Annotated in this window: 22 protein-coding genes and 4 pseudogenes; 18 read left to right on the forward strand and 8 right to left on the reverse strand. The window is 59.4% G+C overall.

Annotated features, from left to right (window positions below; all coding sequences use genetic code 11):
* The first annotated feature begins 230 nt into the window (after positions 1-230).
* The gene (locus tag BPNPMPFG_RS35380) at positions 231-1472 is read left to right on the forward strand and encodes an efflux RND transporter periplasmic adaptor subunit (RefSeq protein WP_258597734.1); all 1242 of its coding nucleotides are present in this window, start codon (positions 231-233) and stop codon (positions 1470-1472) included.
* Entirely contained in the window at positions 1472-4573 is a 3102-nt protein-coding gene (locus BPNPMPFG_RS35385) for an efflux RND transporter permease subunit (protein ID WP_258598208.1), read from the forward strand. The genes BPNPMPFG_RS35380 and BPNPMPFG_RS35385 overlap by 1 nt, the downstream gene beginning before the upstream one ends.
* Before the next feature lie 488 nt (positions 4574-5061).
* Here the strand turns inward: BPNPMPFG_RS35385 and BPNPMPFG_RS35390 are convergent, their stop codons facing one another.
* Complete coding sequence (locus tag BPNPMPFG_RS35390) at positions 5062-6084, reverse strand: IS110 family RNA-guided transposase (RefSeq protein WP_258597736.1); 1023 nt, start codon at positions 6082-6084, stop codon at positions 5062-5064.
* Positions 6085-6592: 508 nt separating this feature from the next.
* Positions 6593-6988 carry a hypothetical protein gene (locus tag BPNPMPFG_RS35395; RefSeq protein WP_258597738.1) on the reverse strand — a complete coding sequence of 132 codons (396 nt, stop codon included), beginning with the start codon at positions 6986-6988 and terminating at the stop codon, positions 6593-6595.
* 306 nt (positions 6989-7294) lie between these two features.
* Between BPNPMPFG_RS35395 and BPNPMPFG_RS35400 the strand changes: the two genes are divergently transcribed.
* Positions 7295-7735: a pseudoazurin gene (locus tag BPNPMPFG_RS35400; RefSeq protein WP_258597740.1), complete on the forward strand. Its 441-nt coding sequence runs from the start codon at positions 7295-7297 to the stop codon at positions 7733-7735.
* A gap of 297 nt (positions 7736-8032) precedes the next feature.
* Here BPNPMPFG_RS35400 and BPNPMPFG_RS35405 read toward each other — a convergent pair whose 3' ends face one another.
* Positions 8033-8827 carry a LysR family transcriptional regulator gene (locus tag BPNPMPFG_RS35405; RefSeq protein WP_413776911.1) on the reverse strand — a complete coding sequence of 265 codons (795 nt, stop codon included), beginning with the start codon at positions 8825-8827 and terminating at the stop codon, positions 8033-8035.
* A 537-nt stretch (positions 8828-9364) separates the two neighbouring features.
* Between BPNPMPFG_RS35405 and BPNPMPFG_RS35410 the strand changes: the two genes are divergently transcribed.
* The 8 genes and pseudogenes from BPNPMPFG_RS35410 to BPNPMPFG_RS35445 form a co-directional block, all read left to right on the forward strand.
* A complete protein-coding gene (locus BPNPMPFG_RS35410; protein ID WP_413776916.1) occupies positions 9365-10168 on the forward strand; it encodes an ABC transporter ATP-binding protein in 804 nt (267 codons plus the stop codon).
* Between the two features lie 16 nt (positions 10169-10184).
* A complete protein-coding gene (locus tag BPNPMPFG_RS35415) occupies positions 10185-10850 on the forward strand; it encodes an ABC transporter permease (protein WP_258597742.1) in 666 nt (221 codons plus the stop codon).
* Between the two features lie 10 nt (positions 10851-10860).
* On the forward strand, positions 10861-11589 hold the full coding sequence (locus BPNPMPFG_RS35420) for an ABC transporter permease (RefSeq protein ID WP_258597744.1): 729 nt from the start codon (positions 10861-10863) through the stop codon (positions 11587-11589).
* Positions 11586-12217, forward strand: a pseudogene (locus BPNPMPFG_RS35425) (alanine racemase); the annotation flags it as partial. The gene BPNPMPFG_RS35420 and the pseudogene BPNPMPFG_RS35425, both read left to right, overlap by 4 nt.
* A 192-nt stretch (positions 12218-12409) precedes the next feature.
* A complete protein-coding gene (locus BPNPMPFG_RS35430) occupies positions 12410-12709 on the forward strand; it encodes an alanine racemase C-terminal domain-containing protein (RefSeq protein ID WP_258598211.1) in 300 nt (99 codons plus the stop codon).
* A gap of 81 nt (positions 12710-12790) precedes the next feature.
* Positions 12791-13600, forward strand: a complete 810-nt coding sequence (locus tag BPNPMPFG_RS35435; RefSeq protein WP_413776917.1) for a transporter substrate-binding domain-containing protein — start codon at positions 12791-12793, stop codon at positions 13598-13600.
* A 101-nt stretch (positions 13601-13701) separates the two neighbouring features.
* Positions 13702-14898, forward strand: coding sequence for a CapA family protein (locus BPNPMPFG_RS35440; protein ID WP_258597748.1), 1197 nt, complete (start codon positions 13702-13704; stop codon positions 14896-14898).
* Between the two features lie 168 nt (positions 14899-15066).
* Positions 15067-15729, forward strand: a pseudogene (locus BPNPMPFG_RS35445) (transposase); the annotation flags it as partial.
* Here BPNPMPFG_RS35445 and BPNPMPFG_RS35450 read toward each other — a convergent pair.
* The 5 genes from BPNPMPFG_RS35450 to BPNPMPFG_RS35470 all read right to left on the reverse strand — a co-directional run bounded on the left by BPNPMPFG_RS35450 (position 15644) and on the right by BPNPMPFG_RS35470 (position 19042).
* On the reverse strand, positions 15644-16012 hold the full coding sequence (locus BPNPMPFG_RS35450) for a DUF4158 domain-containing protein (protein WP_258598212.1): 369 nt from the start codon (positions 16010-16012) through the stop codon (positions 15644-15646). The pseudogene BPNPMPFG_RS35445 and the gene BPNPMPFG_RS35450 sit on opposite strands and share 86 nt — an antisense overlap.
* A 356-nt stretch (positions 16013-16368) precedes the next feature.
* Positions 16369-17400, reverse strand: a complete 1032-nt coding sequence (locus tag BPNPMPFG_RS35455) for an IS110 family RNA-guided transposase (RefSeq protein ID WP_258597750.1) — start codon at positions 17398-17400, stop codon at positions 16369-16371.
* A gap of 94 nt (positions 17401-17494) precedes the next feature.
* Positions 17495-17818, reverse strand: a complete 324-nt coding sequence (locus BPNPMPFG_RS35460; protein WP_258597752.1) for an NIPSNAP family protein — start codon at positions 17816-17818, stop codon at positions 17495-17497.
* A 7-nt stretch (positions 17819-17825) separates the two neighbouring features.
* Complete coding sequence (locus BPNPMPFG_RS35465; RefSeq protein WP_258597758.1) at positions 17826-18827, reverse strand: 4-hydroxyproline epimerase; 1002 nt, start codon at positions 18825-18827, stop codon at positions 17826-17828.
* A gap of 14 nt (positions 18828-18841) precedes the next feature.
* Positions 18842-19042 carry an NAD(P)/FAD-dependent oxidoreductase gene (locus BPNPMPFG_RS35470; RefSeq protein ID WP_258597761.1) on the reverse strand — a complete coding sequence of 67 codons (201 nt, stop codon included), beginning with the start codon at positions 19040-19042 and terminating at the stop codon, positions 18842-18844.
* Positions 19043-19394: 352 nt separating this feature from the next.
* Here BPNPMPFG_RS35470 and BPNPMPFG_RS35475 point away from each other — a divergent pair.
* The 7 genes and pseudogenes from BPNPMPFG_RS35475 to BPNPMPFG_RS35505 all read left to right on the forward strand — a co-directional run.
* Positions 19395-19700 (forward strand): annotated as a pseudogene (locus tag BPNPMPFG_RS35475) (DDE-type integrase/transposase/recombinase); the annotation flags it as partial.
* Positions 19701-19987: 287 nt separating this feature from the next.
* Entirely contained in the window at positions 19988-21250 is a 1263-nt protein-coding gene (locus BPNPMPFG_RS35480; protein ID WP_258597763.1) for an ATP-grasp domain-containing protein, read from the forward strand.
* Between the two features lie 235 nt (positions 21251-21485).
* A complete protein-coding gene (locus tag BPNPMPFG_RS35485) occupies positions 21486-22493 on the forward strand; it encodes a hypothetical protein (protein ID WP_258597764.1) in 1008 nt (335 codons plus the stop codon).
* Between the two features lie 215 nt (positions 22494-22708).
* Positions 22709-22854, forward strand: a pseudogene (locus BPNPMPFG_RS35490) (IS6 family transposase); the annotation flags it as partial.
* 227 nt (positions 22855-23081) lie between these two features.
* On the forward strand, positions 23082-24299 hold the full coding sequence (locus BPNPMPFG_RS35495) for an ATP-grasp domain-containing protein (protein ID WP_258597766.1): 1218 nt from the start codon (positions 23082-23084) through the stop codon (positions 24297-24299).
* A 42-nt stretch (positions 24300-24341) separates the two neighbouring features.
* Complete coding sequence (locus BPNPMPFG_RS35500) at positions 24342-25148, forward strand: SDR family NAD(P)-dependent oxidoreductase (protein WP_258597768.1); 807 nt, start codon at positions 24342-24344, stop codon at positions 25146-25148.
* A 45-nt stretch (positions 25149-25193) separates the two neighbouring features.
* A complete protein-coding gene (locus BPNPMPFG_RS35505) occupies positions 25194-26216 on the forward strand; it encodes a hydroxymethylglutaryl-CoA lyase-like TIM-barrel protein (RefSeq protein WP_258597770.1) in 1023 nt (340 codons plus the stop codon).
* Positions 26217-26383 lie beyond the last annotated feature (167 nt).

Genomic DNA, 26383 nt, shown 5'->3' on the forward strand with positions numbered 1-26383 from the left:
ACCTGAACGATATTTCATGTTCGGGCGAACGGCCCGACATGAACGCGACCCCATGGTGATTGTGCAATGCAGCATTTGCGCTGCGCTGCCTGTCGAGAAGCGGAACATCGGCCCGAAAATTCTCTCCAGTTCGAAGTGTTGCTCCCCGCATTTGATACGGGCACGTCCTCGAAACAGAGAATGCCATCCGCCTCTTCGCCGCAACGGCAGCCGAACCCATGGAGACCCCTGTGCGCGACGACCCTGAAAACCAAGACAACCAGACGGATGCCGGCCTGCCGACAGACAGTCGGACGACGGGCAGTCTGGCTTCCACTTCCGGTACTGTACGGTGGCTGGCGATCGGCGCCATCCTCATCGTGGCGGCGGGTGCCGGAGCCCTGACGCTTCGCCAGGGGGACACCGCGCCGCTTGCCAAGATCGCCGCCGCGCCGATTCCGGTCACCGCCGCCATTGCCTCTGTACGCGACCTGCCGATCGCGCGCACCGGGCTCGGCACCGTGCTTCCGCTGAACCAGGTCGACGTCAAGGCCAGGGTCGACGGACAGATACAGCGCATCTTCTTCAGCGAGGGACAGGAGGTGAAGGCGGGCGATATCCTTGCCCAGATCGATCCGCGGGCCTATGCCGCGCTGCTCGCGCAGGCGCAGGCCACTTTGCAGAAGGATGTCGCGCAGCTCGCCAATGCGCGCGCCGATGAAGCGCGGGCGACGAAGCTCACCCAGTCCGGGGCCGGCACCACGCAGGCGGCCGATACGGCCCGCGCCCAGGTTGCGGTCATGCAGGCGACGGTTGATGGCGATCAGGCCGCGGTCGATACCGCCAAGCTCAATCTCGACTATGCTACGATCACCGCGCCGATCTCCGGGCGTGTAGGCCTGAAGCAGGCCAATGAAGGGTCGCTGGTGCATGCCAATGATGCCGTGGGTATCGTCACCATCACCCAGATGCAACCGATCTCCGTGCAGTTCTCGCTGCCCCAGGACCAGTTGCCCGACCTTCAGTCCGGTCAGTCCGCTGGCTTGATTCCGGTTGCCGCCGACACTAGGGACGGTTCCACGAAGATCGCTGACGGCAGGCTGACGGCCATCGACAGCCAGATCGACGCGACGACCGGCATGATCAAGCTGAAAGCTGAATTCGACAACAACGACAAGGCGCTCTGGCCGGGGGCACTGGTGACGGTTCAGGTCGGTGTGCGTACCGAGCATAACGCCGTCGTGCTGCCTTCCGCCGCGGTGCAGAGCGGCCAGAGCGGCCCCTATGTCTTCGTCGTCAAGCCGGACAACACCGTTACCATCGCCAAGGTGACCACAGGCGATGTGGTCGGCGACGTCACCATGCTGACCTCCGGCGCGGTGGCCGGCGACAACATTGTGGTGTCGGGCCAGTCCCGCCTGACCGAGGGGACGAGCGTGAAGGTGACGCAGGCCGACGACCCGTCCCAGAAGGTGGCGCTGGAGACGAAATGATGAGCATCTCGGAACTCTTCATCCGGCGCCGTGTCGGCACCTGCCTGCTGGCGCTCGGCGTCCTGATGCTGGGCGCGGTGGCTTATTTTAGCCTGCCGGTGGCGCCGTTGCCGCAGATCGACTTCCCGACGATCGAGGTTGAGGCGCAAGTTCCGGGCGCCAGCGCCGACACGATGGCGAACACGGTTGCGACACCGCTGGAAAACTCGCTGTCGAGCGTTTCCGGCGTGACCCAGATGACATCGTCCAGTGCGTCGGGCCGCACCACGATCGTCATGCAGTTCGACCTGACGCGCGACATCAATGCCGCAGCGCAGGATGTGCAAGCGGCGATCTCGGCGACCAGCGGCTTGCTGCCCAAGAGCATGACCAGCCCGCCGACATACCACAAGGTCAATCCGGCGGAGGCGACGCTGCTGACGCTTTCGCTGAGTTCCGACATCATGGCGACGACCGAGCTCGACCACTATGCCGAGGACGTCATCGCCCAGCAGCTGTCGCAGATGACGGGCGTTGGCCTCGTCGACTTTCACGGGCCGCAACGCCCATCAGTGCGCATCCGGCTAGATCCTGACAAGGTCGCCGCGCGCGGCCTGACGCTGGAGGACGTGCGCACCGTCATCGGCCAGCAGACGGTCAATGCGCCCAAAGGCTCGCTCAGCGGCGATGGGCGCACCGTCGTGCTCGGCGCCACCGATCAGCTTGTCGATGTGCCGGCCTATCAGGGAATGGTGGTGGCCTATCGCAACGGCGCACCGATCCTGCTTGGCGACCTCGGCACGGTACTCACCGCGCCCCAGGATACGCACCAGGCGGCCTGGCTGCAGGGCACGCGCTCGGTAATGATCGATATCCACAAGCAGGCCGGCTTCAATGTGCTGAGCACCATCCAGTCGATCAAGGACCGACTGCCGGCGCTGTCACAAAGCCTGCCGGCATCGGTCAAGCTGACGGTGGTGGGCGACCGCACCCAGATCATCCAGGCATCCCTCGCCGATGTGCAATACACGATGCTCATTACCATCGCGCTGGTGGTCGGCGTGATCTTTGTGTTCCTGCGCAATTTCTGGGCGACGGTGATTCCGAGCATCACGATTCCGCTGTCGCTGTTCGGCACGTTCTGCGTGATGTATCTGCTCGGCTACAGCCTGGACAACCTCTCGCTGATGGGCCTGGTCATCGCGGTGGGTTTCGTGGTCGACGACGCCATCGTCGTCATCGAGAACATCACCCGCCATCTCGAAATGGGCAAGTCGAAGATCACGGCGGCGATAGACGGCGCACGCGAGGTAACCTTCACCATCATCTCGATGACCATCTCACTGATTGCCGTCTTCATCCCCATCCTGTTGATGAGGGGTGTGGTCGGCCGCCTGTTCCGCGAATTCGCGGTGACGGTTAGCATCGCCATCCTGATATCGGGCCTGGTTTCGCTGACCGTGACGCCGATGCTGTGCGCCTGGCTGATCAAACCTGACCACGACCGGCAGCATGGACCGTTCTATCGATGGTCGGAGCGGGGATTCCAGGCCGTGACCAACGGCTATGCGCGTTGCCTGGACGTCGTGCTGGCGCATCGCGCACTGATGCTGCTGGTCACGGTGGGCACGCTGGCGCTGACGCTGTGGCTCTACACGATCACACCGAAGGGATTCCTGCCCGAGCAGGATACTGGATACATCCAGGGGCAGGCACAGGCGGCCACCGACATTTCCTTCGAGGCGATGTCGACGAAGATGCAACAGCTCGGCGCCATCGTGCAGAAGGATCCCGATGTCGACAACGTCGGCTTCTGGATCAACCCCAGCCCGTCGGTCAGCGTTGGACAGATCCAGGTCAACCTCAAGCCTTTTGGACAACGCAAGGCCAGCGCCAGGCAGGTGATGGCACGACTCAAGTCGGCCGCGGCCAACATCGAGGGCCTGACGCTGAACATGCTGATCCGCCAGGACATCCAGATCGGTGGGCGCCAGGGCGCGGCGCAATACCAATACACGCTGCAAAGCGGCGACACCGCCGAGCTCGACAAATGGGCGGCGACCATGAAAAAGGCGATTGCGGCGCTGCCTGGCCTGCTCGACGTGTCGTCGGACGCGCGGCCGGCGGCGACCAGCGCGACGCTCGATATCGACCGCCCGACGGCGGCGCGGCTCGGCGTCAGCGTGCAGGCGATCGACGACGTCCTCTATGACGCCTTCGGCCAGCGGCAGGTCGCCACGCTGTTCACGCAGGTCAGCCAGTACCATGTGGTGCTGGAGCTCGATCCGAGCTTCCAGCTCAACACGGATGCGCTGAGCCGCCTGTATGTCCGCTCCTCAACAACGCAGAAGCTGATCCCGTTGAGCATGCTGGCGAGTGTGAAGAACGGCGTCCTGCCGGTGACGGTGAACCACCAGGGCTCGCTACCGGCGACGACGCTGTCGTTCAACCTGGCGCCCGGCGTGTCGCTCAGCGATGCGGTGACGGCGATCCACGCCGCCGAGATCAATGCTGGAATGCCGGTCAGCGTCACCGGTTCCTTCCAGGGCACCGCGCAGGCCTTCCAGGATTCGCTGGCCAGCCAGCCCTGGTTGATCCTGGCGGCGGTGATCGCCGTCTATATCGTGCTCGGTGTCCTCTACGAGAGCGCGATCCACCCGTTGACCATCATTTCGACGCTGCCGTCGGCGGGGCTTGGCGCCTTGCTGGCGCTGCTGCTGTTCGGGCAGGACCTGTCGATCATGGGCATGATCGGCATCATCCTGTTGATCGGCATCGTCAAGAAGAATGCGATCATGATGATCGACTTCGCGCTGGAGGCGGAGCGCGAGGAGGGACTCAGTCCGACCGAATCGATCCGGCAGGCATGTCTGATGCGCTTCCGGCCGATCATGATGACGACACTGGCCGCGCTGCTTGGCACCTTGCCGCTGGCGCTAGGCCATGGACCCGGCGCCGAACTTCGCGTGCCTCTGGGAATAGCGATCGTCGGCGGACTGGTAATCTCGCAGATACTGACCCTGTTCACGACACCGGTCATCTACCTGATCTTCGACCGGTTCACTGGTCAGCGAAGAAAGCCGGCGGTTAAGGCTGCGCCAATTCAAATCGCCCTCGAATGACGCCGGGCACGATGTGGCTGCATGTTGCACGGTTGAATCGAAAGAGCCCCAATTGGGGTTGGGTTGCTTTGCGATGGCCAGCTTGAAGCCGGCAAACTGCGATCGGTGTGGGCCTTTCCCGCGCCGACAAAAACCTCGCCAGCCGACGGTTTCGGAATTGTGACAGCCGGCGCGCCGCCTGCTGAGGCTGCCCAAAGGCACCATGAAAGGGCCAAGCTATCCCGACGACACATTGCTGATTCATATGTGGACGCCCCTATGGCAAGGGCTTTTTATCGGGACGGGTGTGATCGGTTGCTTTCATATGTCCGGCCTGTTTGTGCGGCGCTGTGATTGCCGCTGGCCATGATGGAAATCCGCCGGTGAGGTCCCTGATCAAGTTGGCGCGCTTATAAAGCGCATTGAATCAGACGGGTTGGTTTCACCATTGGCTCGATCGTTACACATCATCGACTGCCGTTACCAATTCGGATTGCCTGGGCCTGTGCTCAAGCTGTCAGTTCATAGGGCCGGTAGGTTTCCTTTCGTGTCAGCACGACCCATGCGATCCGGGCGAGCTTGTTGGCCAGCGCGACGGAGACGAGCCTGAACGGCTTTTTCTCCATTAGCTTTCTGATCCAGTTCGCCATGGGCGTTGGCTTGTCCTTTATGTGGCGGATTACGGCGGTGGCGCCGACGACGAGCAAGCGGCGCAAGTACCGGTCTCCCTGCTTGGAGATGCCGCCGAGCCGGGTCTTGCCGCCGGTGGAATGCTGCTGCGGCGTCAGGCCGAGCCAGGCAGCGAACTGCCTGCCCGATCGGAACTGATCGGGATCGGTGACGGTGGCAGCGAGAGCCGTGGCCGTGATCACGCCGAGGCCGGGGATCCCGGCGAGCCGGCGACTGGCCTCGCTTTCGGTGTGCCAGGCGATGAGCTGCCGATCCAGCGCCGCGACCTCATCGTTGAGCGCCATGATCTGGCGGACAAGAATCCCCAGAGAAGTGCGGGCATAAGCTGGCAAAGCGTCATCGTCGGACAGTGCTTGTTCGGCCAGCTTCGCCAGATTGGCGATGCCGGGATTGGCGATAAGACCGAGTTCGGCTAGATGTGCGCGCAAGGCATTGGCGATCATGGTGCGTTGTCGAACGAGCAACGACCGGGCGCGATGGGCCATGAGAACGCTCTGCTGCTCGACCGTCTTCACCGGCACGAACCGCATCGTCGGACGCTGTACGGCTTCGCAGATCGCTTCGGCGTCGAGTGCATCGCTCTTGCCGCGCTTGACATAGGCCTTCACGTAAGACGGTGGGATGAGCCGAACCTCGTGCCCCATGGCGGCGAGGGTGCGAGCCCAGTAATGCGCCGTTCCGCACGCCTCCACCCCGATAAGACAGGGCGAAAGCTTCGAGAAGAACGGCAACATCTGTTTGCGGTGCAGACGCTTCACCAAAATCGTCGCGCCGCTCTCATCAACGCCGTGCGCTTGAAACACGCTCTTCGCCAAATCCAGCCCAATCGTCGTAATCGTCATCGTAAACGCTCCTCTTCCTGCTTCGTGTCCGGTCAGCAGCATAGCGGCTGCCGGTCGGTGCAGGGGCGTCCACATCATCAAGCTGCCGGCACGGGTCAAGGTCTCGCAGTAGTACGCGACGTTTCCGCAAACGACGCCTTGGCGTCGGGAAAAATAGTCATCGCGATCGACAATTCCGTGCCTACCCAAGATGGGTATTACGCCATCGCCCCCACCGAAAAAGCGCGTATTGCGAAGGCTAAGAGCTTTCGCGACTGGATTTTGAGTGAGGCAAGCGAGACGCAGAGACGTTTGAGTGTTTGAAGGCGGCCGCCAAGGCGAAGAAAAATCAGAGCTGCACGATCACCGTAAAAGTGGGGGGGTAGTGCAGACCGGTTGGAACCTGATCCGAAAAAAATGGGCGCGGCGACCAATGCTTACTGACGGATCGAGGCCGGCACGCCGGCATCGCAGATCGGCGCTGTTGGCGCGGCGGTGTCATCACCATGCGCCATAGACCTGCGGTGCTCTACCTTCCCGGGCCGGTGTGCTCACCGTACCGATGTTCCCGACTCTCGCATCGCGCTCGGGCAGCGCGCTGGCCGGCTCGCATCACTAGCCTCGCCATCCAGTAGGGGAAGCTTCCCTGACATTCGTCACGATGCGATGGGGCAACTTCCTCAGCCCTGCTCGGATTTGATTGATCCCGCGGCAAGGCCAGGGAAACGTGGCGACAAATCCGGCCAAACGGCGTTCGGCCAAACCGAGACCACGCAGTCGACCGCGGCAATTGCGCTCGCTGGATAAGTCGGTCTGCTGGGCGCCGCGGCGACGGCGGATATGCGTCTTCGCTAATGTAGTGGGCGATGACATGACGGCCGTCGGGTGCGATCCGCACGACGCGAACATGCCCTGTAAGCACCACATAGACTGAGCGCGCCTCGGACTCCGGCTCGAAGATCGGCGACTCCTTCGCAAACCGTACGGACCGGGGGTCTTGAGAACGCTGTCGAGTTCCGCGGAGTTTAGGCCCCCGAACAGCGACAGTCGCGCGATAACCGAGCGGTCAAGCGGCAAACTTAGCTCCTCGCTGCCTCATGACTCCACGGCGGCCGCCAGGCGGCCCAGCTATATTTCGCGCACCAGCTGCGCCAGCGCAAATCGCTAGCCCGCGCCTTGGCTAGAAAGTTGCAGCGGTCGAAGCCGTGACGCACTCAAGAAAGGACTTTCAATGAAACTTCGCCTGATTACCGCCGCCGCCGCCCTGCTCGCTCTTGCCGGCGCCGCAAATGCCGAGGAACACATTGTCCAGTTGCTGACAAAGGGAGACAAGGGTTCCATGGTCTTCCAGCCCAATTTCATCAAAGCGGCAGCGGGCGACGCGGTCAAGTTTGTGCCTGGCGACAAGACCCACAATGTCGAAACCATCCAGGGAATGATCCCCGACGGCGCCCAGGAGTTCAAGGGCAAGGTTGGTGAAACGATCACCGTGACCCTGACGCAAGAGGGCGTCTACGGCGTGAAATGCAATCCGCATTACGGCATGGGCATGGTGGCGCTGATCGTCTTCGGCAAGCCCGTGAATCTCGACGCGGCGCAGACCGTCAAGCAGGTCGGCAAGGCCAAGACCGTATTCCCTGACCTGTTCAGCCAGGTGACGAAGGCGAACTGATCCCAGCCGAAGGCCGGACGACCGAGAGGTCCGTCCGGCCTTCGCCAAAGCCGGAAGGCTCCGGGGATCCATCGGTCTTTTCAGCACCGCATCCTTTCCACCCTTGACATCGGGGCGACCGAGAGTTTGTCAGGGCCAGAAAAGAAGGTCCGCCTACTGCCGATAGGCCGGAAAAACCGCGACGACAGCCAGCTTCAACTTCGGAAAATGCGTAGCAGGGTGTCGCCTCCAGGCACGGGATACTTCCCAGATCGGCCACGTCAACCTCTCCGAGGCGTCCTCGCTTCGGTTTGCCCGTTATGCGGGATCCCGCAGCGCATCGGCGAGCCGTTCCCTTGCCAGCCGCAGTTGGCCGCTTAACTGGCGCCCCCGCTGCCAGAACACGACGTAGTGATAAATTGCGCTGGGCTCAAAAGGCCGGAATCGGAGGCCAAAGAGCGCGCATTCCTTCGCGACGACACTGTTTGTCACCGAAATCCCAACACCGGCCGCAATGAATGCAGCCTCGTGCCCGTTGGCGTCCACCTCGACGGCGATGTTCGGCTCGACGCCCATGTAGCGCAGCGCGTTCAAATCCATCTGGTGAGTATTCTGCCGGGGCTCGATATCGATCAGTGGCTCGCCCCGCAAATCTTCCGGCGTGACCAGGTCCTTTTCGGCTAACCGATGCCCCGCCGGAAAGAGACAGACATTGGTCGCGGTTGTGACGGGCATCCAGTCAAAGAGTCTCTCGTCGAGGGGCAGACGCGAGACCCCCAGATCAGCGCGCCCGTTGAGTACATGCTCCGCGACGTCCTGGTAACTGCCTGACTTGACGTGGAAGACACAGGATCGGTCATGGACACGGATCTGCCTGACAGCCCGCGGGACAAGGGTGAAGCAAAAGATGTCTGGCGCCGCGATGCCGATTGCATGACCCTCAATCCCCTTGAGCGCCGCGATCGACTTTCCAACCCTGTCGAGGCTTAAAAACGTCCCGTCGATCTCGCGAAGCAGCTCCCAGGCCTGCGCCGTGGCGACCAGCCGGTTTCCCTCGCGCCGAAACAGCGGCACACCAAGCGCCGTCTCCAATTGCGCGACCTGTTGGCTCACCGCCGATTGGGTGACGCGAAGGACCTTGGCGGCCTGACGTTTCGCACGACCTCCCGGAAAATCTGCAGCTGGCGGAGCGTTACACCCGTGTTCGCAATCTCCACCAAGTCTGGCCTCCGTTGGTCGTCTCTGCCGGCGCCTTTACGTCTATTGCCGTGACCCGGAGCAAGCGAAGACAACTTATCATGCGGCGGCGTGACCTGTTGAGCAAGCACGAATAATGGGCCGAAAACGCGCATTTTCTGCGTAAGCCCCTCATTAGCTATATTAGCTCAGCTGATAAGAAAAGAATCTGACTTATAAATTGACCGGCCCGCCTCCCTGGCCGATTGTTGTGGCAGATCAGGGTCAAGCCTGGTCGCCGGCTGAGACGAGCTCTCGGGCGTCGCGTCGCCATTGCCGGGTTTCAACGCAGATGGGGGATGATGAATGATGCGACCTTGGTCGGCAGCAGTGCGAAGCTTTTTGCCCAGTTCCGGGAAGGCCCGATTGCCGAACCGGTTGGCGCGCATCGCATGTACGGCGGAAGACCTTTCGTTGGCACCCCCCGATCCCGATAAGTCAGGCTGCGATGACGTGGCGGCTCTCAGGGTAGAAGGACTTGAAAAATCGTTCGGCAATTACCCCGTTCTACGCGGCGTTACGCTCACCGCCCACCGGCACGAGGTCATCTGCATCCTGGGGAGCAGCGGCTCCGGCAAGAGCACGCTGTTGCGCTGCCTCAACCTGCTCGACGTGCCGGACCGCGGGCGCATGTGGGCCTTGGGTGAGCGGTTGAAGCTTCGCGAGGCGGTAAACGGCCGTGGCGGCACCATTCTTGACCAACGCCAGCTTCAACGGGTCAGGGCATCCCTCGGGATGGTTTTTCAGAGCTTCAACTTGTGGCCGCACAGAACGATCCTTGAGAATGTAGCGGAAGGCCCAACGCACGTCCTGCGACAGCCACGGCGGGAAGCGATCGGGGTCGCGGAGCACTATCTCGCACAGGTCGGCCTTGCGGACAGGCGCCATCACTATCCGCGCCACCTTTCGGGCGGGCAGCAGCAACGCGCTGGGATCGCCCGGGCTCTCGCCATGGAGCCTGCCGTCATGTTGTTCGACGAGCCAACCTCGGCGCTTGATCCAGAGTTGACCGGCGAGGTGCTCAAGGTCATCCGGTCGCTGGCCGAGGAGGGGCGCACCATGCTCCTGGTAACCCATGAGATCGCCTTCGCCAGGGAGGTCTCTACGCGCGCGGCGTTCATGCATGACGGCAAAATCGAGGAAGAGGGCCCATCGCAGCGGCTATTCCTTGACCCCGCTTCCGAACGGCTCCGCCGGTTCCTTCAATCGCATTATTGATGGGGCGACCTGCGTCATGAACGGCTTCGCCATACAATTCCTGCACGGACTCAGCATGACCATGCTGGCTGCAGCCATCAGCGGTGCCCTCGGAACGGCCGTGGGCCTCGCCGGCGCCGCGTCGAAGCTGTCAGCTTATCGGATTCCGATGTGGCTGGCCGAAATCTATACGACCGTTATCAGGGGCGTGCCCGAACTGCTTGTGATCCTCCTCATTTATTTCGGGGGAACGGCGGCGATCACCTTCATGATCGGCCGATATGTCGAAATCAGCGCCCTCTCGGCAGGTGTCATCGCGCTGACCGTCATTTTTGGCGCCTACTCCACCGAGATATTCCGTGGCGCGATCTTGAGTATCCCACATGGACAACGGGAGGCCGCATCATCGATCGGCCTGAAATCTTGGCAGATTTGGTTACTCGTGATCTTGCCGCAGATGGTGCGCGTGGCATTGCCGGCCTTCTGCAACCTCTGGATCTCACTCCTCAAAGACACAGCGCTGATTTCTGTGGTCGGCCTGACAGACATTATGCGTGTCGCCTTCGTCGGTGCGGGCTCCATGCGTGCGCCACTGACGTTCTATCTGGCCGCCTCCGCGCTCTACCTGTTGCTCACGAGCCTCTCGCTGTTGGCATTCAGAATGCTCGAGCAACACTTCGTTGTACCAGGCCAGTTGCGCTGAGGGAATCCAGATGCATCTCGACATCTTCCTCCAGAGTATCGCGACACTGGCGAACGCAGCGTTCCTTACGATAGCGCTGACGGTTCCGTCGCTGATGATCGGGTTCGTCATCTCCGTGCCCTTGGCCTTCATGCGGGCATCTGACAGTCGATATCTTTCGTCGGCCATACTGACCTACACCTACGTGTTCCGCGGTACGCCGTTGCTGGTGCAGCTCTTTCTTATCTATTACGGCCTCGGCCAGATCGAAATGATCCGCCACAGCCCGCTCTGGGTGTTGTTGCGCGACCCCTTCTGGTGCGCGCTGCTCGCGTTCTCGCTGAACAGCGCCGCCTACACGACGGAACTCTTCCGGGGCGCAATCAAGGCGGTACCGCGCGGATTGGTCGAAGCTGCGGAAGCCATCGGCATGTCGCGTTTGCAGCGGGCCCGGCTCACCGTGTTTCCAATCGCGTTCCGTGCCGCATTGCCGTCCTATACGAACGAGGTGATCGGCTTGCTGAAAGCCAGTTCCCTGGCCAGCACGGTGACGCTTCTCGAAATCACCGGTGTAGCGCGCCGGCTCGTTTCCGAAACTTTCGCGCCCTATGAAATATTTCTCGCCGCCGGCGTGATCTATCTCGCTCTCACATACCTCGTAACCTCGGTCTTCCGCCTACTGGAGAGGTACCTCGCAGGCGCTGAGCCGAAGGTAGCGCGAAACACGGCGATGCTCTCGTTGCGGCGGGTTTCGCCATGACGAATGCCACGTCCCTGTTAGCGTCCGCAGCCGCAGCGTCGTGTTGGCGGGAGATCAGCCTGTCGGCGATCGTCCACAACTATCGCGCCGTCAGGTCGGCCGTGGGACCCGCCGTCAAGATCTTTGCTTGTCTCAAAAACGATGCGTATGGGTGTGGCGCCGCCGAGGTCGCGGCTGTACTGGCGGCCGAGGGGGTGGACGGATTCGGCGTTGCCTCCGCGCGAGACGCCCATCGCGTCCGCTCGCGGGCTCCCCGAACGCCAATTCTGCTCTATCCTGGCATAAGTCCCCAATGGGCCAGCGACGTCTCGGAGCAGGACCTCACAATCACCCTTTCGAGCATATCCGAGCTGGAGGCCTGGGCGCGACATCCGAAATTTTGTCCGCATTCGTCAAGGTCGACCTCGGTTTCTGGCGCGCGGGCGCACTTCCGGCCGAGGTAGAAGGATTGCTCGATAGGGCCGCCGCTACATCCAATATCGACATCAAGGGCATATACGCGCATTTGAACGAACTTCCAGGCACCGGGCCAACAGCTAGTGAGCAGTGGAGCCGCCTGAAGAACCTCTTGGCAACCATCACCCGGCGACCCGCTATCGTCATGTTGTCCAGCAGCGACGGTGTGCTGCGCCACCCCGAGATGGATCTCGACGCGGTCGACCCCGGGGCAATGTTGTTCGGCATCGCCGACACTGCGAGGGCGGTACGCCCACTCACCCTCAGGCCAGCCCTTCACGCGATTAAGGCCCGGCTCGTCTCCGTCAAACAGGCTGATGCCAGCATTGGCCCTGCACCTGATCTGCCTGGTTATAGCCCCGAAATGCGGATCGGTGTGCTTGGCATCGGCTGGGGACACGGGCTGCCGAGGGATTTGCCGTTTGGCGCCAGCGCGATCATCCGTGGGAAGCGGGTCCCGCTGCTTGCTCCCCTGCACCTGGAGCATGTGCGTGTCGATCTGACCCGCGTCCCGGACGCGGCCCTCGGCGACGAGGCGGTCCTGCTCGGATCAGCCGGTGGCGAACACATCGATCTGGCCGAACTGGCCACGCATTGGCGCACCGACAGCGTCGGCATCTGCTGCGGGCTGCAGCCGGACCTGGTGCGTGTCTATGCGCCCTGAACCCATCAACGGACAACTCAACCAAAAAAGGGGAATCAAACCATGCCTAAACATCTTTTGCGGATCGCCCTCGCCGCGGTCATGCTGTCGACGATAAGCGCGCACGCCGGCACTCGAACCGCGATTACGATCGCCTCCGAGGGTGCGTCTCCGCCATGGGACTCGATCGATGCCAATGGCCAACTCGTCGGCTACGACATCGACGTTGGCAAGGAATTGTGCCGCCGCATGAACATCGAATGCAAATTTGTGGCGCAGGATTGGGACGGGATCATCCCTGCGCTCACCGTTGGAAAGTACGACGCGATTATTTCCGGGATGTCCATCACCAAAAAACGGAAGAAGACCATAGCCTTCTCGGAGCCTTACGCTATCGGCACCAACCAGATTGTCATGCGTCGGGATCTGAACTTGCCGCCAACAGACATAAAGTTGAAGCTCGACCTCACGGGAATGGACGCTGGCAAACAAGCGATCCTTGACCAGCTCAAGGAAGCCTTGACCGGGAAAACCCTTGGTGTGCTGCGCTCCTCCAATTCCGAGGCAGTCTTGACCGACCTGTTTGGCAAGGTGGCGACGATCCGGAGCTACGACTCCCTGGAGAACCTGAAGCTTGATCTCGCCGCCGACCGGATCGACGGTGGGTTGGCGGATTACTCCAACTGGAAGCTGTTTCTGGACAGCCCGGACGGCCAGAACGCATCTTTCTATGGTCCGCAACTCTTTGGGGGGACGTGGGGACCCGGTATCGGCATCGGCATCAGAAAGGACGATGGCGACCTGGTGGAGGCATTCGACAAGGCGATTGTCGGCGCGGTCAATGACGGCACGTTGAAGAAGCTCAGCCTGCAATGGTTCGGCTTCGACCTCTCTCCACCCCCGACGCGTTGAATGACGTGGCGTAAGTTCTCCGAATTGCGGCATGGCGGAGGAACGGGATTCGCCTTGCTGTCGCCCCATGCTTGCCCATGCCGAAAAGAAGTTCGCAAAAAATGACATCGCCCTTCACCGTCGCAATGACCGGCCAATCCCTGATTCACCACGATATCCGTGCGTCGCCCGACAGCGGCTTCCACGATATTGTGCAGATGTTGAAAACTGCCGATGTCGCCTTCACCAATCTGGAGACGACCGTAACGGGACGCCACCCTGGCTGGCCGATGAAGGGATCGTTTTTCGGCTGTTCCGATCCGTTTGTCCTCGACGTTCTGAAGGATATGGGCTTCAGCACTCTCTCCCTGGCGAACAACCACGCATTTGATTTAGGTCCAGGTGGGGTCCTGTCCACTCTCGAGGAGGTGGAGGCCCGCGGGTTTCTGTACGCCCGCACAGGCCGTGACCGTGCCATCGCGATGACATCTCGTTCGAAGAAGTTGGGAGCGAGGACGGTCGCATTGGCCGCCATGGACGCCGGGCCTGGACCAACGACAATGTATGCCGACGACGCAGCTTCGGGCAGACCCGCTCGGCCGGGCGTTAACAGGCTAGAGGTTCGCCGGCTCTTCACTGTTGATCCTGAAAAGTTCGACATGCTGACCGCTATACAGTCGACATTCAAGAGCGGCGGGTTAGAGAGGGCAAACTATTACCAACCAGACGATCCACCAGTCGTGAGCGACTCTCGCGACATCGACTTCTACGGGACGGTGTTCCGACGGTCGGCGCAGAACCGGCGGCACATTCTTGTTGACCAAACCAGTGCGTCCAGTCAGCTTGCCACGATAAACGAGGCCGCCCGCCGTGGCGAGTTCGTCATAGCCTATCTGCACCACCACCACTGGGAGCCCGACTGGCGCGAAGTCCCCGAGTGGGTGAGGGTATTCGCCAGAAGGTGCGTCGATGCAGGTGCGCGGATATTTGCCTGCCATGGCGCGCCCGTGCTGCAGCCGGTTGAGATTTACAAATCGGCGCCACTGTTTTTTGGGCTCGGCAATTTCATCTTTCACGTTCCAGAGCACGAAGCTGAGTGGAACTCGGCCGACGTCTGGAAAAGCGTGGTGGCCCTGTGCTCCTTCAATGAAGACGGAGCACTCTGTGGCATGTCACTGGACCCGATCATCCTGGGTGGAGAGAAACCCCTTGAGACGGGGCTACCTCACACGAGGCGCGTGCCGGTACTCGCCAGGAGCGAGATGGGCCGCTCGATCATCGAGGATCTTGCCCGGCGGTCGGCGTCATATGGCACGTAGATCGAAGCGGACCGCTGGTCGGGAAGGCTAGTCCTTTAAGCGCTACTAGGCGGGATTCGATTTCGTGCCCCAAAATCGTAGGCGGCCTTTATCAACCAAAGACAGCGACAGGTTTGTGATCAAGGCCTTCCCACGCGATTCTGAGGATGTGATCTGAAGGAGATGGGAATGTCTGAAACGATGCTCGCAGCGCTTTCCAGCATCCGGACCGTTGAAGAAATGATCGCGGCCTTCCGGGATGAGCAGCATTGCCGTCGGTTGCTGGAAAGCATGGTGTGGCCGGATGGCCGGATCTGCCCCGCCTGCGGATACAAACGCTCGATTGCGCTTGCCGGTCGCGATACCGGCAAGCGGCGCGCCCGACCAGGTCTTTATCAATGTTCCAGCGGCGATTGCCGGTTGCAGTTCACGGTGACGACACACACGCCTCTGCACTCCACGAAGCTTCCCTTGCGTTTTTGGCTGAAGGCAATGTGGCTGTTACTGCAATCCGACAAGGGCTTGTCGTCGGTGCGCCTGGCCGAGGCGCTCGGGGTGAGCCAGCCAACCTGGCGGATGGAACATGCACTGCGTCTCCATGGTGGCGCGGGAGAACATGCTCGCCGGCACGGTGGAGATCGACTATTTCCATCTCGGTGGAAGGCCCAGAAAGAATCCCGACGACCCGCCTCCGGGCCGCGGCCGGAAAGGCCAGGCGAATACGGACAAACGCCAGTCATGGCAATGCTGCAGCGGCCGACTGACGTCATGCCTGGCACTCTGGCCGGTGACGCGCGTGCGGCCCCCACGCAAGTGCGGCTCGATCCGCCCGCTTCATCCGGTGAAAACCAAGATGGCGCAAAATCTCGGCGCAATGGCGCCGCCCTGAACGCCCCGAAAAATCATACTGGCAGAGATCTATCTTGCGGACGCCAAGCCGCTCGGCCAGATACGAAACCGCCTCGTCGGGAGCCTCAGCCGCCGCAGTGGCGAAATATCCGTACGCGGCGAAGAACTTCAGTTGAACCGCCAGTCCAAGCCTCGACCCGGCCGGCTTGACGTTCAAAAAGTCGATGTCGGCAAAAGAGAGGCTCCACTGCCCGGTCAACACCTCGAGCGAAACACGCAAACCCATACATCCACTCCCTCTGCCAAGAGTGAATTCTCAAGCGACGACGCCATACCGGTCAATCCGTTCCGGCAACGTTCCACAACTTGGCCAAAATCGCATATGTGGAACGGCCCGCTTGGCAAGATCTTTCGTCGTGCATTTCCCAAATAAGGACGGTGCGGTCATATGTCCGGCCTATTTTCAGGCCTTTCAGCCATGGCCACGATGAGGTCCGCGGAGCAAATCGCCTAATCAGCTTCTCGCGCTGTAACGCGCTTGCGATTTTGCGGTCTGATTTGCTTCGGGATGTCGTCCCGTTGGGTCATCACAATTGGCACCTTGCCTCTCTCTCCGACTGGTTGGCCGGAAAGTTCGTATGCCTAAGCCTGGACGATCATCTTCGCTTCCCGATAGGTATCGCCACGAACGAGAAGAGCCCAGATGATGCGCGCGATCTTGTTTGCGAGTGCGACAGCGACAACCTTGAACGGGCGGCGCAACATCATGGCCGCTATCCATTGTGATGCCTGGAGGCCACGACGAGCGAGCTTGAGGATCGACGTCGCTCCAGCGACAAGTAGCGTTCGCAGTTGCTGGTTTCCACGCTTTGAGATCGAACCGATCCGTTCTTTTCCTCCGCTGGAATGCGCGCGTGGAGTCAACCCAATCCAGGCAGCGAAATCTCGACCGGTTCGGAAGCCAGCGGGATCCGGTACAACTGCTCGAATGGTCGCGGCAATGATCGGCCCCACGCCGGGAATCGCTGTCAGGCGTCGAGCGCTGTCGTCTTTTCTAACCGCATCAAGGATTTTTCGATCAAGCCTTTCAATGCGTGCCGTCACGGTCTCGATTTGCTCGACGAGCTCTTCCAAAGCCATTCGCGCTTCACCCGGCAATCTCAGGTCACTCTCGTCGCGCACAATGGCGGCGAGGCTAATGATTCCGACCAGACCGGTCGCCCTGACAATGCCCAGTTCGGCAAGATGAGCTCTCAAAGCATTGATTGCTTGAGTACGCTGACGGATGAGCAAATCTCGTGCTTTGAGCACCATTCCGGCCGCCTGCTCGTCCTGTGTTTTTGCCGGCACGTAGCGCATGGTCGGTCGGGTGACTGCCTCGCAAATTGCCTCGGCGTCTGCGGCGTCAGTTTTATTGCGTTTGACGTAGGCCTTCACGTATGCGGGTGGCATCATCCGAACCGTGTGCCCCAGGGCCTGAATTTCCCGAGCCCAATAATGCGCGCTACCACAGGCTTCCATCCCTACGAGGCAAGGCTGCAATGTGCGAAAGAAGTCCAGCACCTGCGATCGACGCAGTGCGCGACGTACGATCACGACTCCTTCTTCGGCTATGCCATGAACCTGAAAAACGGATTTGGCCAGATCGAGCCCGACTGTGGTAATCTTCTTCATGGAGCGGTCCTTCTTTGTGGCGTTTCAACACGACCACGTTAGGCATTTGATGCCGTTTGAGAAGGGCCGTTCCACCTCATCAGCTTCGGGCCGATTAAGCCTTCATCGCTACACCATCGGCGATATTGCAGCTTAAGGATGGCGTATCGACTTGACGATCGATCATGCCTTTGATTCTATCGAGATATCCCTGCCAACCAGGATGCGCGAGCATTCTGGCTCGTTTTTCTTCCCGCTCGCCTTTGTTCCGTAGCGCCAAAACGCTGACGTGATTCAATTCGCCAATATCGCACACGAAATGTCCTACGAACCCTCCGAGAATCTCTTTCTGGATAGCAAGGTCGAGTTTTTTGCATGTCTCGATGAACTCGGCAGTGCGACCTGGGCGGATACGGTAGTCGCGTTCTTCGAGGATCATGGCTTCCTTACTTTACCTGAAACCCGAAGGCGAGTGGGTCGCGCTCATCGACGAGAATGGTATTATAACCGGTGACACGCGCCCATCCGCCGATGCTCGGAAGAATGGCAGGACGTCCTGCAACTTCCGCCACATTCTCCACACGACCATGGAATAGCGTGCCGATGAAAGACTCGTGGACAAACGTTTCGCCGACGTTCAGCAACCCCTTTGCAACACGCTGTGCCATACGAGACGAGGTGCCGGTGCCACAGGGCGAGCGGTCGATACCGCGTTCACCGAAAAACACGGCGTTGCGTGCATTTGCTTCCGGGTGCTTGGCCTTGTCAGCCCACATGACATGGCTCACCCCAGAAATCAGATCGTCCTCTGGATGCACCGGCCCCACGGCATCCTGTACCAATTTGCGGACAACCGGGCTATTCTTGAGGATATCGTCGGCCGTCATGCTGTCGAGACCGGTCCAGTTCTTCTGAGGTTCCACAATGGCATAGAAGTTGCCGCCGTAGGAGACGTCCACAATAAGTTCTCCAATGCCTGGAACGTCGATTTTTGCGTCACTTGCATGAAGATAGGCCGGCACATTGTAGATGCGGACCTCATCAATGAAACGACCGTTTCGTGTGTACTCTACCTCGACGCGACCGGCGGGCACCTCAAGCGCCAGCCGTCCTTCGGTCTTCGGCACCACGAAACCCTGTTCCAGTGCGGCGGTTACCGTACCGATGGTGCCATGGCCGCACATGGGAAGGCAGCCGGAAACCTCGATGAACAGCACACCGATATCGCAATCCTCACGTGACGAGGGATAGAGAATGGAGCCCGACATGACATCATGGCCGCGAGGCTCGAACATCAACGCCTGGCGCACCCAGTCATGGTCGCGCAGGAATATCTGACGCTTTTCGGCCATGCTGACGTTGGGCAGTATAGGAGCTCCGCCGGCAACAACGCGAACGGGGCTGCCACATGTATGGGCATCGATGCATATGAAGATATGGGGATTCATGATTTTCCTCCAGATCAGGAAAAACGGCTGACGGAAAAGGGTGTAAGATTGATCGTTGGCGCTCTTTCGGCAACCATGTCCGCGACTAGCCGCCCGGCCGTCGGCCCAAGCGTTAGACCACAATGACTGTGACCATAGGCGTGGATGACGTCATTGCGAGGCGCCGAGAAACTGATCACCGGAAGTGTGTCGGGAGTCGTTGGACGATGCCCCATCCATCGTGTGCCCTCTGTTGATAAAGATCCGGGTGTAGCGCGACAATTACGGAGGCCGGTCGGCGGCGACTATGATGGCCAATAGGGGGCCGCGCCGAGTTGTGGATTTTGCTATCACGCGTCGGCGGGGTGTGGCAACTGGCCAGCATAGAATTGCCCTGAGTGTAATTATTGCTGAGCGTGGCGGTAAGGCGGTTCGGTCTGGCCACAAAGGGTGCCTTTGATAATTGTCGCCAGCGACAATTATGATGGCCGGTCGTGCGGTGCCTCGGGCGGATAATTGTTGCTGGGGCTTTCCATGGCGGAGATGCGGGCGACAGCGGAGCGCTTGCGGCAGCTTTCGCCGTTCATCTCGAAGGCCGCCAGGCGCCTGCTGACGCGACTTCTGAAGAAGCAGGGCCTGCCGCCAAAGCGTATGATTCACCGAACCAATTGCGCTCCTACGGGGCGGCCCAACGCCGGGTCATGCCGAACGTGGAACACCAACGGGGCGGAGAACTCTCACCTGCCGTTCCGAAAACGGGAGCGAACGCGACAGGGTTTCCGGTCGGTCGGCGCATTGCAGCATTCCGTGTCGATTTTCTCCGCCCCATCGCAGACCAACCGCTCAGATGCACAAATTCGAACCCATCGACCCCAGGCAATAGCCGCGTGGTAACCGTGAGTACACGGCCTGCCTGAAAAGCGCGGCGTTGGCCTCACGCGACCACATTTCAAACAGCGTCACAACGCCCTGTCCGGCTTTGCAAAGACGCACAAAAAAGTTTGAAGGCACCCGTTGCAACAAAACCTGCAACAAAACTCGAAAAAAATTCGCAGAGTCTTAACGCCGCAAACTCGTTGACGATGGTAGCCTCGGGGCGAGGTCTGAGGTCAAGCGCGGCTACAAAGATGCCGACAATCTTCAGACCGCCGCACGGCACGCACCGAAGGAGTCCACAGCCAATGGCAAGAGCGCTGATCCTGATTGGAGGCACGATAATGGGCTCGGGTCTGCTATACCTCCAGGCTGCTCAGCGTCTTGGCCTTCAGCCAATTGCCCTTTCGGACGATCCAACTCGGTATGACCATTTCGCGGCGAAAGAGGTTGAGTCAATCCGTGTAGATACAGACGATCTGGATGCGCTGATCCGTGAATGTTCCCGGCTGCGAGCGACTTATGACATCGCTGGCATAACGGGCGCTGCCGATTCGTTTTGTGCGATAGCCAGCAAGCTCTGTCGGCACTTCAATCTACCTGGACCAAATCCGGGAGCTATTGAACAATGCCTCGATAAGTACACTCAACGTCAACTTCTCGCGGCCTCAGGCGTTCCGATGCCTGCTTATCGCTTGGCGGCCAATGCGGCGGAAGTAAGGGATTCTGCCGCAGAAATCGGGCTGCCGGTGATAGTTAAGCCTGCGGTGGGCCACAGCAGCGTCGGTGTCCGATTGTGCCGCACTGCCGATGAGATAGTCGAACATACGACCCATCTGTTGGGCGGGAAGCACATATGGCGCTCTTCGCCTAGGATATTGGTCGAAGAATTCGCGCAAGGCCCCTATTATACCGCTGAGATAATGGGGAATGAGGTCGTTGCAATTGGCACCGGTGACTTCGGCTGCCCGCCGCATTTCGTTTGTCGTGAGTTCACCTTTCCGGCCCTGCTGACTGATGACGAGCATGAGCGTATCGTAGATGTTTCGCTGAGCTGTTTGCGCGCTCTCGAACTTGGCTGGGGGCCAACAAACATTGAATTCCGGTGGACGAAGCGTGGCCCGGTCGTTATTGAAGTCAATCCGCGCCTTGCTGGCTCGCCCTTTCCTCAACTCGTTCGGCTGGCTTACGGTGTCGATCTCATCACCGAGCACATAAACCTTATTATCGGCAATGAATGGAATTTGCGCAGAAGGGATTCGCACATTGCGGCCGCGCGGCACCTGATTGCTGATCGCGATGGCACCCTTGATTGGATCGATGGGGACAGCCAAGCGGCCGCAGTATCAGGTGTTGCTGAGGTCAAGTTCTATGTTGAACCCAAGACGCCGATTGTCAGAAAAGGCGATTATCGAGACTGTATGGGACATGTCATCGCCGCTTCATCCAGTCGTCCTCGCACCGAGGCGATACTTCAGCGTGCCGTGGACTTGATCGGTTGGTCGATCATACCATTTCCGATCATTGACAAACAAAACCAATGTGCGGCCCCTCACCTTCCGGGCTCATGAAAAGAAAGCGGTTAACGGAAAAGCATCATCATCACGATACCGCGCGAGTATGAGACGGGGACGAAGGCGGGTAATCTGGCCCTGCAAGCGCGGGTCTCGGAGCCGACGCTTTACAATTGACAGCCGACCGTGAGAGTTCAGTGGCAGGCACGAGTCATTGCCAAAGCTGAACCAGTTGCCAATCGTGATGTTAGCGACAGTCCTTCAATGAATGAATATGCCCCGCTGCAGGTAGATGGCTGCCCGATTGGTACCCGTCAGGTTGTCGAGTACGCGCCACGGTGATGTTCCTTTTGATGTGCAGAACATCGCTTTTATGGCCTCTCCTCAGCCTGGCACGATTTTTGAACCGCCTCTCGTGGGTGAGATTGTGATCATTGGAGCGAAGAAGGGAAGCAGCATGTCAGGTCAGGCAGCACGTGCAGAGCGCGGCAGAATTCAGGGGGCGAAGCACGATTTCACGGCAAGCTACAATGGCAGATGGCCGCACGCCTATTTTCGGGCTTGTTTGGCCGTGGACTATATGCTTCCAGATCGGGCCAAGCCGATCTTCGAAAGGATCTTCGCCGATTATCGACGCATTCGAAACAAGACTAAGTTGAAGATAATCGATGTCGGTTGCTCGTATGGTGTCAACGCCGCCTTGCTGCGAACCGATCTCGACCTCGATGATCTGTATGCTGCCTATCTGGAACCCAGCGGATCGCTGTCGCGCGAAGAGGAGATCGAGCATCGCGCCTTTTTTCGCAATCAGGGTCTCCGTGACGACATCCAGTTCGTCGGCGTGGATCCATCGTTCCGCGCTGTTCGCTATGCGCTGGATCTGGGCCTGTTGGAGGCTGGCGTCGCGGCTGATCTGGAAACTCGTGACTTAACGATCAAGGAACGTAGCGCACTCGCGGATGCCGACATCCTTATCAGCACAGGCTGCGTGGGCTACGCTACCGAGCGAACCTTTGCACGCGTGTATGAGGCGTCGGCGACGTCACGCCCGTGGGTCGTCGCCTTCGTAATGCACCGCTTCAGTTATGACGACATCGCGGCGGCCCTTCGGGCTTTCTCGTTGGAAACTCGGCCCTTAGAACGGTTCAGACAGCGCCAGAGCCGCTTCTCCACGTCGAAGGAACTGCGGGCGATCCTGAAGGCTATGGCCAAACTCGGCATAGAGGATCGCCTAGAGCGCACGACGGGCTACATCTATGCGTCCTGCTACATTTCCGCACCCCCAGGTGAAGCGCTCTGACCGTTGTCATGGACGGACACATCTCTAGGAGAAAGCGAGTTGCTCGCTGCAGCGCAACGATCAGGTTGTCGCGCACCTTCTCCCAGATTGGTGCGCGGACGACGATGATGCTGGCCTCGAGCAATGGATCGCCGATGACACCGGCGCAAGCGTAGCATAACCGGGTCTCGGCGACACAGTCGAATTCTCGTTCAGCGAGCAGCGACCTGCCCTCGCGCATCAAACGCCGCATCCGGTCAATGCTCGGCTTCAAATCACAGCATCTGCCGCGATCATCCTAAACGGCATCGAAATGGTTCACATGATGCGTAAGCAACGGGCGAGGTTCGCCTTGAATCTGAACCCATCCCTGGCCGGGCAGTCCAAATCCTTGCCGCGTGATTGGCCTCGTGTCAGACCTTTCTACAATCCCATTCAGCCGTTGCAACAAAACCTGCAACAAAACTCGAAAAAAATTCGCAGAGTCTTAACGCCGCAAACTCGTTGACGATGGTAGCCTCGGGGCGAGGTCTGAGGTCAAGCGCGGCTACAAAGATGCCGACAATCTTCAGACCGCCGCACGGCACGCACCGAAGGAGTCCACAGCCAATGGCAAGAGCGCTGATCCTGATTGGAGGCACGATAATGGGCTCGGGTCTGCTATACCTCCAGGCTGCTCAGCGTCTTGGCCTTCAGCCAATTGCCCTTTCGGACGATCCAACTCGGTATGACCATTTCGCGGCGAAAGAGGTTGAGTCAATCCGTGTAGATACAGACGATCTGGATGCGCTGATCCGCGAATGTTCCCGGCTCCGAGCGACCTATGACATTGCTGGCATAACGGGTGCTGCGGATTCGTTCTATGCGACAGCCAGCAAGCTCTGTCGGCACTTCAATCTACCTGGACCAAATCCGGAAGCTATTGAACAATGTCTCGATAAGCACACTCAACGTCAACTTCTCGCGGCCTCAGGCGTTCCGATGCCTGCTTATCGCTTGGCGGCCAACGCGGCGGAGGTAAAGGATTCTGCCGCGGAAATCGGGCTGCCGGTGATAGTTAAGCCTGCGGTGGGCAGCAACAGCGAGGGTGTCCGATTATGCCGCAACGTCGATGAATTGGCCGAACATACGACCTATTTGTTGGGCAGGAAGCACATATGGCGGTCGCCGAAGATACTGGTCGAAGAATTCGCACAAGGACCCTATTATGCTGCTGAGATAATGGGAAATGAGGTCATTGGGATTGGCGCCGGTGACTTCGGCCCTCCACCGTATTTCGTCTATCGTGAGTTCACCTTTCCGGCCCTGCTGAGCGATGACGAGCATGAGCGTATCGCCGATGTTTCGCTGAGCTGTTTGCGAGCACTCGGCCTTGGCTGGGGGCCAACGGGCATTGAATTCCGGTGGACGAAGCGTGGCCCGGTCGTCATTGAAGTCAATCCGCGGCTTCATGGCTCGCCCACTCCACAAATGGTTCATCTGGCTTACGGTGTCGATCTCATCACCGAGCACATCAAGCTTGTCATCGGCGGCAAATGCGATTTGCGCAGAAGGCATTCGCACTTTGCGGCCACGCGGATTCTAGTTGCTGATCGCGATGGCAAGCTTGATTGGATCGATGGGGACCGTCAAGCGGCCGCAGTATCAGGTGTTGCCGAGGTCAAGTTCTATGTTGAACCCAAGGCGCAGATTGTCAGAAAAGGCGATTTTCGAGACTGTATGGGACATGTCGTCGCCGCTTCATCCAGTTTTCCTCGCACCGAGGCGATACTTCAGCATGCCGTCGACTTGATCAGTTGGTCGATCACACCATTTCCGCCCACTTGATCTAAACTAAACCAAGATAATGGCTAGAGCGGGTAATCTATTATGTCCGATACAAATCGTAATTCTGCAATTGGCGCAGAAGGATACCAGGAGCTCTTCGGAGTCGATAGCAAGGTAGTCTGCATTTCAGGGTCGAGCCGCGGTCTAGGGAAGTCGCTCGCCACCTGCTTTGGGCGGTTGGGTGCGAAGATAGTCCTTTCCTCGCACAATATTGAAGAGCTGACCGAAGCGGAGGCCGAACTTGCGGGCCAAGGAATCAACGTGACGGCTATCCGCGCTGATGTGCGGTCGCACGACGATTGCAAGGCACTGATCAGTGGCACCGTCGACCGGTTTGGGCAGATCGATGTGATGGTCTGCAATGCAGGTACCGACATCATTAAGCCAGCGCATTCATATGAAGAGCCGGAATGGGACGAAATCGTCGATACCAATCTGCGTGGCTATTACTATTGTGCCAAGTTTGCCGCCCAAGCAATGCTGGATCAGGGCGGCGGCAGCATCATCATGACTTCCTCGGTCGCCAGTTCGCTCGGCATACCGGGCCTGGCTGTCTATGCTGCGAGCAAGGGTGGCGTCAATCAACTGACGCGCACCATGGCGGTAGAATGGGCCAATAAGGGTATTCGTGTAAACGCCGTCGCACCCGGATTCATCAACAACTTCATGGATGGGGTGCATCCTAATCTCGATAGCCCTTATCAGCGCCGCGCAATGGAACTCACTCCGATGCGACGCCGCGGTAATTTGTCCGAATATTTCGGGCCTTATATTTTCCTCGCGAGCCCGGCTGCATCGTTCGTAACAGGCGAGATTCTCTATGTCGATGGGGGCTACGCAGCGAGCTGATGCAGGATGCTTCGATGTCGTGGCGGTATTTGGAGGGGCTGGGCAATGTTAAACACAATACCAGACGAATTGAACTTCCTAGATTGCACCTTGCGCGACGGTGGCTACTACACAGGTTGGGACTTCGCGCCGGAACTGGTATCGGACTATATTTCTACTATCAACACTCTCCCGGTGGGCATGGTCGAGCTGGGGCTCGCCGGAAAGCCTGAGAGCCACGGATATTTCGCCAGTGTGACGAGCTCTAAGGCCGAAGAGGTGGCTGCTGGTCTCCTGGTCAAGGCATGCGTGATGATCGATGCCAAGGATGTGCTTGCGAGCGAACTGCCTATACCCCTTGCCGTGATCCGCCTGACAGAAGGACTAGTGCCAGGCCATATCACCACCGTCCGCGTGGCGGTGCATTACAGCAACTTGGCTGCCTGCCGGAACGCTTTCGCTGAGTTGTCTCGGAAGGGCTTCCGTGTGTTTGTGAATCTTATGCAGATCGATGCGGCAAATGCTGCAGAAGTTGAGATGTGCCTGAAGGAGGTAAAGCAGATCGACACCATCGACGTGCTATATATTGCCGATTCCTTTGGCTCTATGAAGCCGACCCGCGTTCAGGAATTAATCAGCCGGTTTGCAGACCGAATTGAGCCTGACATTGGATTCCACGGCCATGACAACCGCGGATATGCGCTGGTCAATTCAGTGGCCGCCGCGATGGCCGGAGCGACCTGGATTGACTGCACCATGGGGGGAATGGGCCGGGGCGCAGGAAATACGGCTAGTGAGCAGCTCCTACCGCTTCTCACTCGCCTCGAAACATCCAAGGAACGGGCACTCCTCGAGCACGTCTTGCGTCACTTCGATCCGCTTCGCAAACGGTATGGCTGGGGCAGCGGCGCGGCGTATCAATTCGCGGGCTCAAACTTCATCCATCCGTCCTACGTTCAAAAGCTTTGTGAAGGCGGGGCTTTGTCTGACGCCGCAATTATCAGGCGCCTTTCCGACCTTCGCGCCGATGAACGGATGAGTTTTTCCGATGACAAGCTGTCGGCGCTGATGGCGCAGGACATCGCCTGATCGAAGACATCTCTGTCGAGGTGCCTCTTTTTCCCAACTTGGAGGAAGCCATGACTCTGCCAAATGCGGTAGTGAAACCATCGGTCCTCCCGTCCGATCCACGGTTTTCATCAGGCCCTTGCCGTAAACATCCCGGTTGGAGCGTGCACCCAACTATGCTGCGCTAT

This window comes from Mesorhizobium sp. AR07 (assembly GCF_024746815.1).
Lineage (GTDB): Bacteria > Pseudomonadota > Alphaproteobacteria > Rhizobiales > Rhizobiaceae > Mesorhizobium.